General features: G+C 62.9%; 17 protein-coding genes. 8 read left to right on the top strand and 9 right to left on the bottom strand.

Annotated elements, in window-relative coordinates; genetic code table 11:
* Positions 1-31 precede the first annotated feature (31 nt).
* The 3 genes from RHIBR816_RS0116820 to RHIBR816_RS0116810 are packed head-to-tail and all read right to left on the bottom strand — an operon-like array spanning position 32 to position 2052.
* Positions 32-1036 carry a beta-propeller fold lactonase family protein gene (locus tag RHIBR816_RS0116820; RefSeq protein WP_026187096.1) on the bottom strand — a complete coding sequence of 335 codons (1005 nt, stop codon included), beginning with the start codon at positions 1034-1036 and terminating at the stop codon, positions 32-34.
* Complete coding sequence (locus RHIBR816_RS0116815) at positions 1008-1541, bottom strand: SRPBCC family protein (protein WP_018237740.1); 534 nt, start codon at positions 1539-1541, stop codon at positions 1008-1010. The genes RHIBR816_RS0116820 and RHIBR816_RS0116815 overlap by 29 nt, the downstream gene beginning before the upstream one ends.
* A gap of 7 nt (positions 1542-1548) precedes the next feature.
* Positions 1549-2052: a DUF3280 domain-containing protein gene (locus tag RHIBR816_RS0116810; protein ID WP_026187095.1), complete on the bottom strand. Its 504-nt coding sequence runs from the start codon at positions 2050-2052 to the stop codon at positions 1549-1551.
* A gap of 124 nt (positions 2053-2176) precedes the next feature.
* Between RHIBR816_RS0116810 and RHIBR816_RS0116805 the strand changes: the two genes are divergently transcribed.
* The 8 genes from RHIBR816_RS0116805 to gfa all read left to right on the top strand — a co-directional run bounded on the left by RHIBR816_RS0116805 (position 2177) and on the right by gfa (position 9039).
* Positions 2177-3364, top strand: coding sequence for an ABC transporter substrate-binding protein (locus tag RHIBR816_RS0116805; RefSeq protein ID WP_018237738.1), 1188 nt, complete (start codon positions 2177-2179; stop codon positions 3362-3364).
* A gap of 1 nt (position 3365) precedes the next feature.
* The gene (locus RHIBR816_RS0116800) at positions 3366-4340 is read left to right on the top strand and encodes a YVTN family beta-propeller repeat protein (protein ID WP_018237737.1); all 975 of its coding nucleotides are present in this window, start codon (positions 3366-3368) and stop codon (positions 4338-4340) included.
* Between the two features lie 80 nt (positions 4341-4420).
* Positions 4421-5392: an ABC transporter substrate-binding protein gene (locus RHIBR816_RS0116795; protein WP_018237736.1), complete on the top strand. Its 972-nt coding sequence runs from the start codon at positions 4421-4423 to the stop codon at positions 5390-5392.
* Positions 5385-6146: an ABC transporter permease gene (locus RHIBR816_RS0116790; RefSeq protein WP_018237735.1), complete on the top strand. Its 762-nt coding sequence runs from the start codon at positions 5385-5387 to the stop codon at positions 6144-6146. Before RHIBR816_RS0116795 ends, RHIBR816_RS0116790 begins: the two co-directional genes overlap by 8 nt.
* The gene (locus RHIBR816_RS0116785) at positions 6143-6781 is read left to right on the top strand and encodes an ATP-binding cassette domain-containing protein (RefSeq protein WP_018237734.1); all 639 of its coding nucleotides are present in this window, start codon (positions 6143-6145) and stop codon (positions 6779-6781) included. Before RHIBR816_RS0116790 ends, RHIBR816_RS0116785 begins: the two co-directional genes overlap by 4 nt.
* Complete coding sequence (locus tag RHIBR816_RS0116780) at positions 6778-7506, top strand: ABC transporter ATP-binding protein (protein ID WP_018237733.1); 729 nt, start codon at positions 6778-6780, stop codon at positions 7504-7506. Before RHIBR816_RS0116785 ends, RHIBR816_RS0116780 begins: the two co-directional genes overlap by 4 nt.
* Entirely contained in the window at positions 7503-8294 is a 792-nt protein-coding gene (locus RHIBR816_RS0116775) for an ABC transporter permease (RefSeq protein WP_026187094.1), read from the top strand. Before RHIBR816_RS0116780 ends, RHIBR816_RS0116775 begins: the two co-directional genes overlap by 4 nt.
* A 175-nt stretch (positions 8295-8469) precedes the next feature.
* On the top strand, positions 8470-9039 hold the full coding sequence (gfa, locus tag RHIBR816_RS0116770) for an S-(hydroxymethyl)glutathione synthase (protein WP_026187093.1): 570 nt from the start codon (positions 8470-8472) through the stop codon (positions 9037-9039).
* Positions 9040-9295: 256 nt separating this feature from the next.
* On the opposite strand, the gene RHIBR816_RS0116765 is transcribed toward gfa, so the two are convergent.
* From RHIBR816_RS0116765 to fba, 6 genes are read right to left on the bottom strand one after another with little or no spacing between them, the layout of a single operon-like run.
* On the bottom strand, positions 9296-9862 hold the full coding sequence (locus tag RHIBR816_RS0116765) for a thioredoxin family protein (RefSeq protein WP_018237730.1): 567 nt from the start codon (positions 9860-9862) through the stop codon (positions 9296-9298).
* Between the two features lie 21 nt (positions 9863-9883).
* Complete coding sequence (rpe, locus tag RHIBR816_RS0116760) at positions 9884-10576, bottom strand: ribulose-phosphate 3-epimerase (protein WP_018237729.1); 693 nt, start codon at positions 10574-10576, stop codon at positions 9884-9886.
* Complete coding sequence (gene cbbX, locus RHIBR816_RS0116755) at positions 10573-11508, bottom strand: CbbX protein (protein WP_018237728.1); 936 nt, start codon at positions 11506-11508, stop codon at positions 10573-10575. The genes rpe and cbbX overlap by 4 nt, the downstream gene beginning before the upstream one ends.
* Before the next feature lie 13 nt (positions 11509-11521).
* Positions 11522-11911 carry a ribulose bisphosphate carboxylase small subunit gene (locus RHIBR816_RS0116750; protein ID WP_018237727.1) on the bottom strand — a complete coding sequence of 130 codons (390 nt, stop codon included), beginning with the start codon at positions 11909-11911 and terminating at the stop codon, positions 11522-11524.
* A gap of 25 nt (positions 11912-11936) precedes the next feature.
* Complete coding sequence (locus RHIBR816_RS0116745; RefSeq protein WP_018237726.1) at positions 11937-13397, bottom strand: form I ribulose bisphosphate carboxylase large subunit; 1461 nt, start codon at positions 13395-13397, stop codon at positions 11937-11939.
* 31 nt (positions 13398-13428) lie between these two features.
* The gene (gene fba / locus RHIBR816_RS0116740) at positions 13429-14508 is read right to left on the bottom strand and encodes a class II fructose-bisphosphate aldolase (protein ID WP_018237725.1); all 1080 of its coding nucleotides are present in this window, start codon (positions 14506-14508) and stop codon (positions 13429-13431) included.
* Between the last annotated feature and the right edge of the window lie 2 nt (positions 14509-14510).

Raw genomic sequence — 14510 nt, 5'->3', positions numbered from 1 at the left:
CTCTACCTGGTCGCGCCTCGAAGCGGTCGGGTTACCGTCCACCGGTGCGCGTCGGAACCTTGCCGGGGGCCGGCGCGGCTGACACAAAGCGGCCGAATGCGCGTGGGCCGTCGCCGGTTGCGATCTCACCGACGATTTCCAGGCTTTCGGAGTCGATGACCGTAAGGCTGTTCGAAAACCAGTTCGCAACGATGATCCGTCGGCGATCCGCAGACGTGTCGATGCCTTCCGGATATTCGCCGGTATCGATGACGGCAACCGCGGCGAAGCTCTCGGCGTCGAAGACGCTCACGCTGTCGTCGTATTGGTTGGTGACGAAACCCCGTCCTGAGGAAAAGGCCACCGCATAAGGCCGTTCGCGGGTTGCCGCATGGCCCAGCACCCGGCCGCTGGCGGGATCGACCGCGGTTACCGTGTTGCTCCCCACATCCGCGGAAAACAGCCGGCCGTCCGGCGAGAAGGTCACGCCGAATGGACGCAGCCCGACGGTCACCCGGTGGCGAAGTTTCAGCGTCGCTGCGTCGAAGATGGAGACTTGGTTGGCATCCCGGTCGGCCGTCGCCAGCCAATGTCCGTCGGTGGAAAGGGCAAGGCCGGCGGGCGCGCTGCCGGTTGAAAGCACTGCCAGGATCGCGAGGCTCTCGGCGGCGATGACCCAGATCCGCGCATTGTACCAGTCCGATACGAAAACCCTGCTGCGCCGCTCATCGACCGCAACGCCGATGGGCCCGCCATCAAGCCTCAACTCGGCTACCGGCGCGCCGCCGGACATGCCGAAGCGGCGCAGCGTCTTGCTGTCGGGGCTGACGGTGAAGACGGCACCAAGCCTGGGCGCGACCGCGACACCGACCGGCTGGCCCGGCACCGGGATCCGTTCGACCTCGACCATGCGGTCGAGATCGATGACGCTCAGATCGTTGGAAGACTGGTTGGTGACATAGGCGTAGTCGGCGAAAGCACCGACCGGTGTCACCAGGGCGCCGACCACCGCGGCGAAGAGCAAGCGGTTATTTGCCGAACTTCTTTTCGAGCGCATCGAGGCCGGCCTTATACACCGCGCCGACCGCAGCAAGGGCTGCCTCATCGTTCAAGTTGGCGGGGGGATCATTGTTCGGGTAGCCGCGGTAGAAGGCGCCTTTCCATTCGATGTGCGAGCCGCCGCCGGTCTTCGACGTTACCGTCAGGTGGCTGGAATAGTTGGTGACCGGCAGAACGCTGACGTCGACCGCGGTGATGCGATAGGAATAGGACATCTTCCCGGCATCGTACTTGTAGAGGACTTCGGAGATGGTCGGGCCGCCGGCGTCCTTGAGGGTTAGCACTCGGGTCGCGTCGATGGCATTGCCGCCCTTGCCGGTCGTCGAGAACACGGCCGGATGCCAGCTCATGTCCTGGAAATTGCCGATCACCGCCCAGACCGCCTCCGGTTCCGCTGCGACGTCGATCGAGAGCGCCAGCTTCTGCCGCGTCGGGCCATGGGCCTGCGCCAGGCCCGGCAAGATCAGCAGGAACGCCAGCAGGAAATGACCGAAATACCGCATAAGGCCCTCACGATTTGAAGAAGTGGTTTTTAAGGATGTAACGAATGCCGCGCAGCCAGCTGTCGTTAGTGTTCGATCGGATATCCACGGCAAGGCCACGCAGCATCTCGCCGGAGCGTACGTCGCGCAGTACGAGGTTAATTGACAGAACGAGGTTGGATACTTTCCGCACCTCGCCGACGATGACATAGTCGGCGCCAAGGCGGGCGGCCATGCGCACGTCGCAGCCATAGCAGGCGGCGGGGTTGACCGTGCCGGCGAGCTCGGCCGCCACGGGATCGTTCGAGAGGATGACGAAACCTTCCGCCGCGAAGCGGTCGCGCGTGGCGCCCTCCAGCAGCTTGAGCCGTTCCGTTTCGTCGGCGCGCACACCGTTTCCTTCCGTCGACAAATCTATGAAGGTCATGCCGAGGAATGCCACCCTGGCGCCCGGCACCAGCGGCTTGTCCAGCGCTGCCAAAGCAAGTGCCGGTAACAATGCCAGGATAAGCGCTACCAGAGTGCGTCGCATAACCTCAGGCTAGCACACGCGTATTGCTAATCCACGCTCCTTAAGTCTCGGTTTTGCTACACAAATTGCGCTGTTAATCTACGTCCCTGGGGAGTGTCAGGAAGATTGGGAGGTCGTTCCGGCAATGCCAAACCGATGGCTTGCGGCCGCCGTATTTTCGGTGTTGATGCTTGGCGCATTCCCCCTGTGGGCGACGGAGGTGAAGACGGCCGTGCTCAGGATCGATCGTGTGGTCGGACCGCCGATCTCGCGGCTCGATGCGCCGCCTGCCGATCTGGGTTTTGCCGGCGCCATGTTGGGCAACGAGGACAACCGGACGACCGGCGCGTTCACGGGCATGGATTACACCCTGAAAACGCTAGCGGTCGCGCCGGAGCAGGCAGGGGCGGCGCTCGATGCATTGAAAGCCGAAGGGATAGGTCTCATTGCGGTGATCGCCGAGGGCGACGTCCTGAAGGCGCTCTCCGACAGGGCCGGCCCGGAGGTGCTGCTCCTCAACGCAGGCGCTCGCGACGAGACGCTGCGCGATGCCGACTGCCGGGCCAATGTGCTGCATGTTTCGCCGAGCCGATCAATGCTCAGCGACGCGATCGTCCAGTTTCTCATGTGGAAGAAATGGTCGCGGATCCTCTTGATTCACGGCTCGCATCCCGAAGACAAGCTGCTGGCCGACAGCTATCGCAAGTCGGCGGCCAAGTTCGGCGTGGAAATCGCCGAGGAGCGCGAGTTCGTCGATACCGGTGGGAGCCGGCGCACGGATACCGGCTATGTCATGGTGCAGAAGCAGATCCCCGTTTTCACCCAGAATGCCGAGGATCACGACGTGATCGTCGCGGCCGACGAGGCCGGCGTCTTTGCACCGTATTTGCCTTACCATACCTGGGATCCGCGGCCCGTTGCGGGATCTGCGGGGCTTCGACCGGTAGCGTGGCATGCTGCCCACGAGGCCTGGGGGGCTACCCAGTTCCAGGGCCGCTTCGAGAAGCTGAGCGGCCGCAACATGCGCGAGGAGGACTACCAGGCCTGGCTCGCCATGCGCGTGATCGGCGAGGCTGTGACGCGGTCCGGCAAGGCCGATCCAGCGAGCCTGCGGGCCTATGCCCTCTCGAACGATTTCGAGCTCGCCGCATTCAAGGGCCAGAAGCTTACCTTCCGTCCCTGGAACGGGCAATTGCGCCAGCCGATTCTCCTGACCGACGGCCGGGTGACAGTATCCGTCTCGCCGCAGGACGGTTATCTGCATCAGCATTCGCCGCTCGACACGCTCGGCATCGACGCGCCCGAAACCGCCTGCCACGCTTTTGGAGGATAGAATGCTGAGATCCGCACTCGTGCTTCTGACAGCCGTCCTGATGTTTGCCGGTCCTGCCGAGGCCAACAAGATCTTCGTGACCAATGAGCGCGGCAACAGCGTGACCGTGCTCGACAGCCAGAGTTGGGAGGTTATTGCGACATTCCCGGCCGGAAACAGGCCGCGCGGCATCACCATCAGCCCAGATGGCAAGGAGCTCTATGTCTGCTCTTCGGACGACGACACCGTCCGCGTCTTCGATCCCGAGACCTACGGGGAACTGCATACGCTGCCATCAGGCCCGGACCCGGAGCTTTTCGTTCTCAATCCCGCGGGCAATCCGCTTTATATCGCCAACGAGGACGACAATCTGGTGACCGTCGTCGACGTCAAGGCGCATCAGGTTCTGGCCGAGGTGCCTGTCGGCGTCGAACCGGAGGGTGTTGCGATCAGTCCGGACGCCAAGACCCTGATCAACACGTCCGAAACCACAAACATGGCGCATTTCATCGACACTTCGACCTATAAGGTCGTGCACAACGTGCTGGTGGACCAGCGGCCGCGCTATGCCGAATTTACCTCCGACGGCAAGAAGCTTTACGTCAGTGCCGAAATCGGCGGCACCGTGTCCGTCATCGATGTGTCGACGGCCGAGCCCTCGATCGCCAAGAAGATCAGCTTTGCCGTGCCGGGCGTTCTGCCGGAATGGTTGCAGCCGGTTGCCGTCAAGGCAACGAAGGACGGCTCGCGCATCTACGTGGCGCTCGGCCCGGCCAATCGCGTCGCGGTGATCGACGGCGCGAGCGATGAGGTTCTCGAATATCTGCTCGTCGGACAGCGCGTCTGGCAGATGGCGTTCACGCCGGACGAGAAATTCCTGATCACCACGAATGGCAACTCCAACGACGTAAGTATCATAGACGTGCAGGCGGGAAAGGTGCTCCGCTCGGTGCAGGTCGGCGAGCAGCCCTGGGGGGTAGTAGTCGCCCCGGATTGAGCGCGGGCCGCATCGCGCCAGCTCGTTCGGTGGAGGGCGAGTGGAAGAAGTCGCGGGCGGCGGTTTTCGGGAGGAAAGCAATGAACGTCTTGAAACGATTTCTGGCCCTGTGGCTTTTCGCCTTCGGACCGGCGGCCGCCATGGCCGAGGACCTGCCGCAATTGCGGGCAGCGATGCTGGCGTCGGGCACAGTGAACTGGGAAATCTCCACCATCAAGACCCATGAGCTCGACCACGGGAACGGCTTCGAGCTGACGGTCCAGAATTATGCGGACAACGGGGCGACGCGCGTCGCCTTCGAGGGTGGCGAGGCAGACGTCATGGTGGCCGACTGGATATGGGTGGCCAACCAGCGTGCTGCCGGCAAGGACTATGTCTTCCTTCCCTATTCGCGGGCAGTCGGCGGGCTGGTGGTCAAGGATGACAGCGGCATCAAGGCTCTTCCGGACCTTGTCGGCAAGAAGATCGGCATTGCCGGCGGCCCGCTCGACAAGAGCTGGCTGATCCTGCGCGCCTATGCCAGGCAGCAATATGACATGGACCTTGCAACAGAAACCGAACAGGTATTCGGAGCACCGCCGCTGATCTTCAAATCCGCCCTTTCCGGCGAGACGGCGGGTGCGATCAATTTCTGGCACTTCCTCGCGAAGATGAAGACCAAGGGCATGCGGGAGCTGATCTCCGTCGCCGATGCTGCAGAGGCGCTGAAGCTCGATCCCGACACGCCGCTCCTTGGCTATGTCTTGAAGGGCGAATATGTGGCGGCCCATCCGGAGATCGCGAAGGGGCTCTTCACGGCATCGCGCGCGGCCAAGAATCTGCTGCGCGACGATGACGAGGTCTGGGAGGGCCTGCGCGACAAGATGAATGCCGGGGACGACGCTGAATTCATTGCGCTGCGCGACGGCTATCGCGCCGGTATTCCGAGCGGCAAGCCGATCGACGAGGCGGCCGCCGACCGGTTTCTGCGGCTGATGGCGGAACTCGGCGGAGCCGAGCTCGTCGGCAAGGCAACAAGTCTGCCAAAGGGATTGTTCCTGCACCTTGAATAAAACGCTGCAACATCCTGCGCTGGTGCGGGCAACATCGCTCGGCCTTCTTCTGCTGCTCTGGATCGTGGCGGCCGAACTGACGGCGGACGCGTCGGTGCTGCCTGAGCCCTGGGCGCTGTGGGAGCCCTTTGCGAAAGCCACCTTCTCCGGCGCCTTGCCTTACCACCTCGGCATGACGTTGTGGCGTGTCATCTGCGCCTTCGTGCCGGCGATGGCCGTCGGGGTGGCGCTCGGGGTGCTGATGGGGCGCATACCCTCCGTCGATCGATGGCTCGATCCGTGGCTTGTCGTCTTCCTCAACCTGCCCGCCCTCGTGCTCATCGTGCTGTGTTACCTCTGGATCGGGCTCAACGAGGCCGCGGCGATCATTGCGGTGGTGCTCAACAAGATCCCGAATGTCGCCACTATCCTGCGTGAAGGCGCGCGGGCGCTCGATCCGAACCTCGGTGCCATGGCTGAGGTCTATCGCATGCGGCCGCTCACGCGGCTGCGCCACGTGGTGCTGCCGCAGCTTGCGCCTTTCATCGCCGGTGCCGCCCGCTCCGGCATTGCGGTGATATGGAAGATCGTGCTGGTGGTCGAGTTTCTCGGCCGCTCCAGCGGCATCGGCTTCCAGATCCACTTCTATTTCCAGCTCTTCGACGTTGCCATGGTGCTGGTCTATGCGCTTTCCTTCATCGGCGTGATGCTCATGGTCGAGGTATTGATGCTGCAGCCGGCCGAAAGCCGGGTGAGGCGCTGGAGGACGGCATGATCAGGGTCGATGTCAGGCGAAAGGCTTTCGGCGACGAGGAGATCCTGCGCGACATCCGTTTCGACATGGAGGTTGGCGAGACCATCGCCATCCTCGGCGCATCGGGGATCGGCAAATCGACACTGCTTCGGCTGATCGCCGGGATCGATCCGGTCTTCAAGGGCGAGATCGTCCGCCCGGACAAGATCGCCATGGTGTTTCAGGAGCCGGTTCTCCTGCCGTGGCGGAGCGTGCTCGAGAACCTGACACTGGTGCACCCGGACCTCGGGAGGCAAGCGGCGTTTTCGGCGCTGGAGCGGACCGGCATCGCCGACAAGGCCCGGGCCTTTCCCGGCCAGCTCTCACTCGGCCAGCAGCGACGGCTGGCTCTGGCACGCGCCTTTGCCGGACGCCCCGCGCTTCTCGTCATGGACGAGCCCTATGTGTCGCTCGACCCGACGACCGCGGATGAGATGCTGGCCTTGACCGAGGCGCTGATTGCCGAAACCGGCCCTGCCGTCATTCTCGTGACCCATTCGGAGGTGGAAGCGCGCCGGCTCGCCCGGCGCCGCCTCCGGCTTTCCGGAAGACCGGCGACGATAACAGGGGATATGGTGGCAGGACCGCCATCAGTCTCAAGGGAGGGCGCGTCATGACGAGGCTCGAGATCAGCCAAGTCAGCTATAGCTACGGATCGCGCAAGGCGCTCGACGGTGTTAGTTTCTCCGTGGAGGCTGGACGGTTCTGCGCGCTGCTCGGGCCGAACGGTGCCGGCAAATCGACGCTGTTCGCCCTCCTGACCCGGCTGCTCGCGACGGCCGAGGGCCATATCGGCGTCGCCGGCTTCGATATTGCTAAGGCACCGCGTGCAGCACTCGCCCGCCTCGGCGTCGTGTTTCAGCAGCCGACGCTCGATCTCGACATGACCGTGCGCCAAAACCTTCGTTATTTTGCCGGTCTCCATGGGCTTTCGGGACGCTCGGCCGTTTTGGCAATCGATGCGGCGCTGACGCAGCTCGGCATGGCCGAGCGGGCGGATGAGCAGGTACGTGCGCTGAACGGTGGACATCGGCGGCGCATGGAGATCGCACGGGCGCTGATCCACGGCCCGGAAATCCTGCTGCTCGATGAACCGACGGTCGGATTGGACGCCGCCTCCCGGCAGGCGATCACCGATCATGTGCATCTTTTGGCCCAAAGCGGGCTTGCCGTGCTCTGGGCAACCCATCTGGTCGACGAGATCCGGCCGGACGACCAGATCGTCGTGCTGCATCGCGGAAAGGTCCTCAGGAATGGCAGCGCCCCGGACCTCGCCGGCGGGGAGGGGCTTGCCAAGGCATTTCTCACGATGACGGCCGAGGACCGGGAGGTGCTGGCATGAGGGCATGGTTGACTGCGCTTTCCGCCATTGTCACCCGCGAGAACCTGCGCTTCGTTCGCCAGCGGGGGCGGTTTCTGGCAGCACTCGTTCGCCCCCTCGTCTGGCTCATCGTCTTTGCCGCCGGCTTCCGGGCAGCGCTCGGCTTGTCGATCATCCCGCCCTACCAGACCTATATCACCTACGAGGTCTATATCCTTCCGGGGCTCTGCGGGATGATCCAGTTGTTCAACGGTATGCAATCGTCGTTGTCGCTGGTCTACGATCAGGAAATGGGGTCGATGCGGCTCCTCTTGACCTCGCCGCTGCCACGATGGTGGCTGCTGTTCTCAAAGCTTTTGGCCGGCGTGATCGTATCCATTCTGCAGGTGGCCGTGTTCCTGGGGATTGCGGCGCTGACCGGCATTACCGTGCCGGCGGTCGGCTATATCGCGGTGCTGCCGGCATTGCTGCTCAGCGGATTGATGCTCGGCGCCCTCGGGCTGTTGATTTCGTCGACCGTCCGGCAACTCGAGAATTTCGCCGGCGTCATGAACTTCGTCATCTTTCCGATGTTCTTCCTCTCCTCGGCGCTCTATCCGCTATGGAAGATGGCGGAAAGCTCGCCGCTCTTGCGCGACATCTGCGCATTGAATCCGTTCACCCATGCGGTCGAACTGATACGCTTTGCGCTTTACGGCGAGCTTCACCTCACCGCGCTCGCCTGGGTCTGCGCCAGCTTCGTGCTGTTCATGCTGGCCGCCCTCTGGGGCTATGACCCGGCCCGCGCCATGCTGCGTTCAAAGGGCTAGCTCCTGCATGTTAAAAAGTGCTGCAGCGACCTATGCGCGTCTGATAGACGCGCGTCGCTGTAGGCCCGGTGCGGCGGCTCCACGCCGAAAACCGACACTTTCCGCTATATTGCCGGCGGCGGCATTTGCCTTGATCCTGCTTGGGACGAAGACGTCCAAAGCCGAGGAGGAACCAATGCTCAAGCTGCATCCGTCCATCGATAATGGCTTTCCGCCCGCCAGTCCCGGCTTTCAGGGCGGCACGCTGAAATGTAAGTGCGCCACCAGTCCGGTGACCGTTGCAATCGACGCGCAGACCGCGCACAACCATGCCTGCGGCTGCACCAAATGCTGGAAGCCGGAGGGCGCGATCTTCGCGCAGATCGCCGTTGTCAGCCGCGACAAGGTGAATGTCACCTCAGGTTCGGAAAAACTGCAGATCGTCGATCCGAGCGCGACGATCCAGCGTTACGCCTGCAAGGATTGCGGCGCGCACTTGTATGGCCGGATCGAGAACAACAGGCATCCCTTCTATGGGCTGGATTTCGTGCATACCGAGCTCAGCGACGAGACCGGCTGGTCGCCGCCGGAATTTGCGGCCTTCGTTTCCTCCGTGATCGAAAGTGGCGTCAACCCGGACAGGATGCCGGAAATCCGGGCACGGCTAACGGAGCTCGGCCTGCAGCCATACGATTGCTTGTCCCCGGCGCTGATGGACGCGATCGCCACCCATATCGCCAAACAGTCCGGCGCCCTGCCGGCCTAGATCACGATGATTTTGGGTCGAATCGACCCGAAATCATGAAACGTGATCGATTCTAAAAACTTAGAGCGGGATGCGGGCGGAAAACCGCGCACACTTTTCCTCATCTCGCTCCGACATCGGGGCGCAACGCCTCCTCCCTCGGACTCCGCCCGTTTGCCTTCCTTCAGGAAGGCGCTCTCAACGGGCGGGGTCTGAGGCGTTTGAAGTCCTGCCGGTGCCCTTACGGACAAGCGCCCGAGCGGCCGGGCGCAGCCATTCAGGTCTCAGAATCTGACGCCTTCCATTTGATGGAGCAGCCGATCGAGGCCTGCTGTTCCGCCGGGCCCTTGCCCGTCCGCGCAACCATGACCATCGCCTCGTAGAGGTCGCGCCTCAGACCGGCCGGATCGACTTCCTTGCGGGAGGCGTCCAGCCGGCCGCGATATTGCAGTCCCATATCCCTGTTGAAGCCGAAGAAGTCGGGCGTGCAGACCGCGCCATAGGCTTTGGCGACGGACTGGTCCTCGTCGTAGAGATACGGAAAGGGCAGGGCGTTTTGCGATGCGAAAAGCTTCATGTTGTCGAAGGAATCCTGCGGATATTCTTCGGCATCATTGGCGTTGACCGCAACGAAGCCGATGCCGTGATCCTTCAGGTCGATCGCATCCCGCACGATGCGGCCGATGACCGCTTTCACATAGGGGCAGTGATTGCAGATGAAGACAACGACGAGGCCATTTGGCCCGGAAAAGTCCAGGATCGAGTAGGTGAGGCCGTCGGTGCCTGGCAGGCGGGCATCGACGCCCTTCCAGCCGAATTCGCAGAGGGGTGGGATCGCTGCCATGTCGTGGTGACCTTGCCGTTCTTACAGCGCCGTGCGCCCTGGGGCACACTGGTCTTCGGCCGCGGTGCGAAGCGCGTGTATGTTGCCAGCGTAAGCCTCTCGCCGACCCTTGAAAACAGCCGAGCCGGCTACCAGCACATCCGCGCCGGCCGCCGCCACCAGCGGCGCCGTTTCCGGCGTCACGCCGCCGTCGATCTCGAGATGGATCGGGCGGCTGCCGATCATCGATTTCACACGCCTCACCTTTTCGACGACGGACGGGATGAAGGCCTGGCCGCCGAAGCCGGGATTGACCGTCATCAGCAGGATCAGGTCGAGCCGGTCCAGCACATATTCGATGACGCTCTCCGGCGTCGACGGATTGAGCGAGAGGCCGGCCTTGCAGCCGAGGTCGCGGATCGCCTGTAACGATCGGTCGAGGTGGGTGGTTGCTTCGGCATGCACGGTGATGATGTTGCAGCCGACAACGGCGAAGGCCTCGAGATATCGCTCGGCCGGTTCGATCATCAAATGACAGTCGAACACCTTGTCTGTCCGGTTGCGGATCGACTTGATGATCGGTGGCCCGAAGGTAATGTTGGGCACGAAATGGCCATCCATCACGTCCAGGTGGATCCAGTCGGCACCGGCCGCGCAGACGGCCTCGACCTCTTCGCCGAGCCGCGAGAAATCAGCCGACAACACCGAGGGGGCTATGATCGTCTTCTGGCTCATGACGAGATCTCCGGATGATTGGGCTCGACCATCCGGAATACGCGGCTTGCGGAAATGTCCCGAGCCGTGATGGTTGACAGTTGCTCGGCGTCGACGGGGCCAACGCTTTCCTCGAACAGGCGATTTGCCTGCCGCAACCGAGCCCTGTCGAGCGCGTTGCGGATCGAGCGCGCATTGGCGAAATGCGGCTGGCGCCGGCGACGGACAATGTATTCGCTCATCACCGCCGCCGCCTTGCTGTCGAAATGATAGCCCTGACGGCTGAGCATGCGCTCGGCAATCGAGAGGAGTTCCTGGTCGTCGTAGTCGGGAAAATCGATATGGTGGGCAATGCGCGAGCGGAAGCCGGGATTGCTCTCGAAAAATCGCTCCATGCGATCGGCGTAGCCGGCGAGAATGACCACCAGGTCGTCGCGGTTGTTCTCCATCACCTGCAGCAGGATCTCGATCGCTTCCTGGCCGTAGTCGCGCTCGTTGTCCGGACGGTAGAGATAATAGGCCTCGTCGATGAACAGCACGCCGCCCATTGCCTTCTTCAGGATCTCCTTGGTTTTCGGGGCGGTGTGGCCGATATATTGCCCGACCAGATCGTCGCGCGTCACCGACACCAGATGCCCCTTGCGGATATAGCCGAGCCTGTGCAGCAGATCGGCCATGCGCAAGGCGACCGTAGTCTTGCCGGTGCCCGGATTGCCCGTGAAGCTCATGTGCAGCGACGGCGGCTCATGGCTGAGGCCCATTGCACGGCGGGCCCGCTCGACGAGCAGCAGGGCTGCCGTCTCGCGGATCCGCTGTTTCACGGGCTTCAGCCCGACGAGTTCTCGGTCCAGTTCGTCGAGGATTTCGGCGACGCCGGAGGCTTTGTATTCCTCAGCGAGATCGACCGATGTCGGCAGACTTTCGGTGTTTGACAGAGCTTCCGGCATGGCCATCTTGTCAACTCCTCTACCGCTGGGTTTCCCAGGCATAGTGCTGGCTGCGGCCGCGGCTTTCCGTCCGGGTCATCTGCAGGCTCGGCTCGGCGTCCGGACGGTTGACGATGAAGGACATCGTCACGGTCTCAAGTCCGCGGCTCGAGTCGAAGGCGTTGAGGCGGATGTAGTGCTGCGGATGGGCCTTGCGGCAATCCTCCAGCTCCATTATGACGCCCTTGGCGTCCTTGAGATCGAACATCGGATTGCCCCACATTTCCCAGTAGGTGTTGCGAGGGTGCGGGTCGTCCGTATATTCGACGCCGATCGCCCATCCCTTGCCGAGGCAGTATTCGACCTGTGCTGTTATCTGCTCATCCGTCAGGTCGGGCAGGAACGAGAAGCATCCCTGGGTGATACGCATGTCGTCTCTCCTTTTCCTAAATCCGTCAGGCGACGCTTACGCTCGGGATGAAATCCGAACTGTCCGTAGGCGAATAGTTGAAGCTGATATTGCCCCAGGTATCGAGGGCCGCTTCCAGCGGCTTGCACCACTTGGCCGCGGCCCGCAGGATTTCAGGACCTTCGTGAGCGATGTCGCGGCCCTCGTTGCGGGCGAGCACCATGGCCTCCAGAGCGACCCGATTGGCGGTCGCGCCCGCCTGGATGCCCATCGGATGCCCGATCGTGCCGCCGCCGAACTGCAGCACGACGTCGTCGCCGAAAAGATCGAGCAACTGGTGCATCTGCCCGGCATGGATGCCGCCCGAGGCCACCGGCATGACTTTCTTGATATCCGCCCAGTCCTGATCGAAGAAGAGACCGCGCGGGAGGTCGACGTCGTTCTTCATTTCACGGCAGACATTGTAGTAGCCCTGCACGGTCAACGGGTCGCCCTCGAGCTTGCCGACGGCGGTGCCTGCATGAAGGTGGTCGACGCCAGCGAGCCGGAGCCATTTGGCGATGACGCGGAAGGAGATGCCGTGGTTCTTCTGCCGCGTGTAGGTGCCGTGACCAGCCCGGTGCATGTGCAGGATCATGTCGTTCTGCCGGGCCCATTCCGAGATCGACTGGATCGCCGTCCAGCCGATGATGAGATCCACCATGACGATCACCGAGCCGAGCTCCTTGGCGAATTCGGCGCGGCGGTACATCTCTTCCATGGTGCCGGCGGTGACGTTGAGATAGTGCCCCTTGACCTCACCGGTGACGGCGGAGGCGTGGTTGACCGCCTCCATGCAGTAAAGGTAACGGTCGCGCCAGTGCATAAAGGGCTGCGAATTGATGTTCTCGTCGTCCTTCATGAAGTCGAGGCCGCCTTTCAGGCCTTCGTAGACGACGCGGCCATAATTCTTGCCCGAGAGGCCGAGCTTCGGCTTGGTGGTGGCGCCGAGCAGCGGCTTGCCGAACTTGTCGAGCCGTTCGCGCTCGACGACGATGCCGGTCGGCGGGCCCTTGAAGGTCTTCAAATAGGCGACGGGCAGGCGCATGTCCTCGAGCCTCGCCGCCTTCAGCGGCTTGAAGGAGAAGACGTTGCCGATGATCGACGCCGTCAGATTGGCGATCGATCCTTCCTCGAACAGGATGAGGTCGTAGGCGACATAGCAGAAATACTGCCCGGGTGTTCCCGGTACTGGATCGACGCGGTAGGCCTTGGCGCGGTATTGATCACAGGCCGTCAGGCGATCTGTCCAGACGACCGTCCAGGTGGCCGTCGAGCTTTCGCCGGCAACGGCGGCGGCCGCCTCGATCGGGTCGACGCCGTCCTGCGGCGTGATCCGGAACAGCGCGATCAGGTCGGTGCCCTTCGGCTCGTAGTCGCCGTTCCAGTAGCCCATCTGCGCGTATTTGAGCACGCCGGCCCTGTAGCGTTCCTTGCCCTTGATCTCGGTCTTTGCATCGGCGTTCATGACAACAGGTCCTTTCGCTGGATGAATGTGGTCAGGCGGCTTGCGACCGCGCCGTCAGGGGTTTCAGCGTTCCGCTCGCGTAGCGGCGGGCCATCTCCGACATCGACACGATCTTGATGCGGGATGCGTTGCCGGCAGTGCCGAAGGCCTCGAACCGGGCCTTGCAGACCGCCGACATGGCTTCCATGGCGGGTTTCAGGAACTTGCGCGGGTCGAACTCGCTGCGGCTCGTATCGGCCACGCGGCGAAAGGCAGCGGCTGCCGCGAGCCGAAGATCCGTGTCGATATTGACCTTGCGCACGCCGAAACGAATGCCGCGCACGATCTCCTCGACGGGCACGCCATAAGTCTCGCGCATCTCGCCACCATGAGCATTGAAGACATCCTGCCATTCCTGCGGCACCGAGGAGGAGCCGTGCATGACGATATGCGTGCCCGGCAACCGCTCATGGATCTTCTCGATCACATCCATGGCGAGCACGTCGCCCGTCGGTTTGCGGGTGAACTTGTAGGCGCCATGGGAGGTGCCGATGGCGACGGCCAGCGCATCGACCCCGGTGTCGGCGACGAAGCGGGCGGCTTCGTCCGGGTCGGTCAGAAGCTGCGAACGATCGAGTGCGCCTTCGAAGCCGTGGCCATCCTCAGCCTCGCCATGGCCGGTTTCGAGCGATCCGAGACAGCCGAGCTCACCCTCGACCGAAGCGCCGACCATATGGGCGAGGCGGCTTACTTCCGCCGTGATCGCGACGTTATAGGCGTAGTCGGCGGGTGTCTTTGCATCCTCTTTCAGTGAGCCGTCCATCATCACCGAGGTGAAACCGTGCTGGATCGCCGTGAGGCAGGTCGCGACATTGTTGCCATGATCCTGATGGATGCAGAGCGGAATGTCGGGATACATCTCTTCAAGCGCTTCCATCATCTTGGCGAGCATGATGTCGTTGGCGTAGGAGCGTGCGCCGCGCGAAACCTGCAGGATCACAGGAGCGTCGCAGGCGCGCGCCGCCTCCATGATCGCCAGCCCCTGTTCCATGTTGTTGATGTTGAACGCCGGCACCCCGTAGCTGCGCTCGGCGGCGTGATCGAGCAATTGGCGGAGCGTGATGCGGGCCATGG

This window comes from Ensifer sp. BR816 (genome assembly GCF_000378985.1).
Lineage (GTDB): Bacteria > Pseudomonadota > Alphaproteobacteria > Rhizobiales > Rhizobiaceae > Sinorhizobium.
This window is presented reverse-complemented; position numbering and strand designations above follow the sequence as displayed.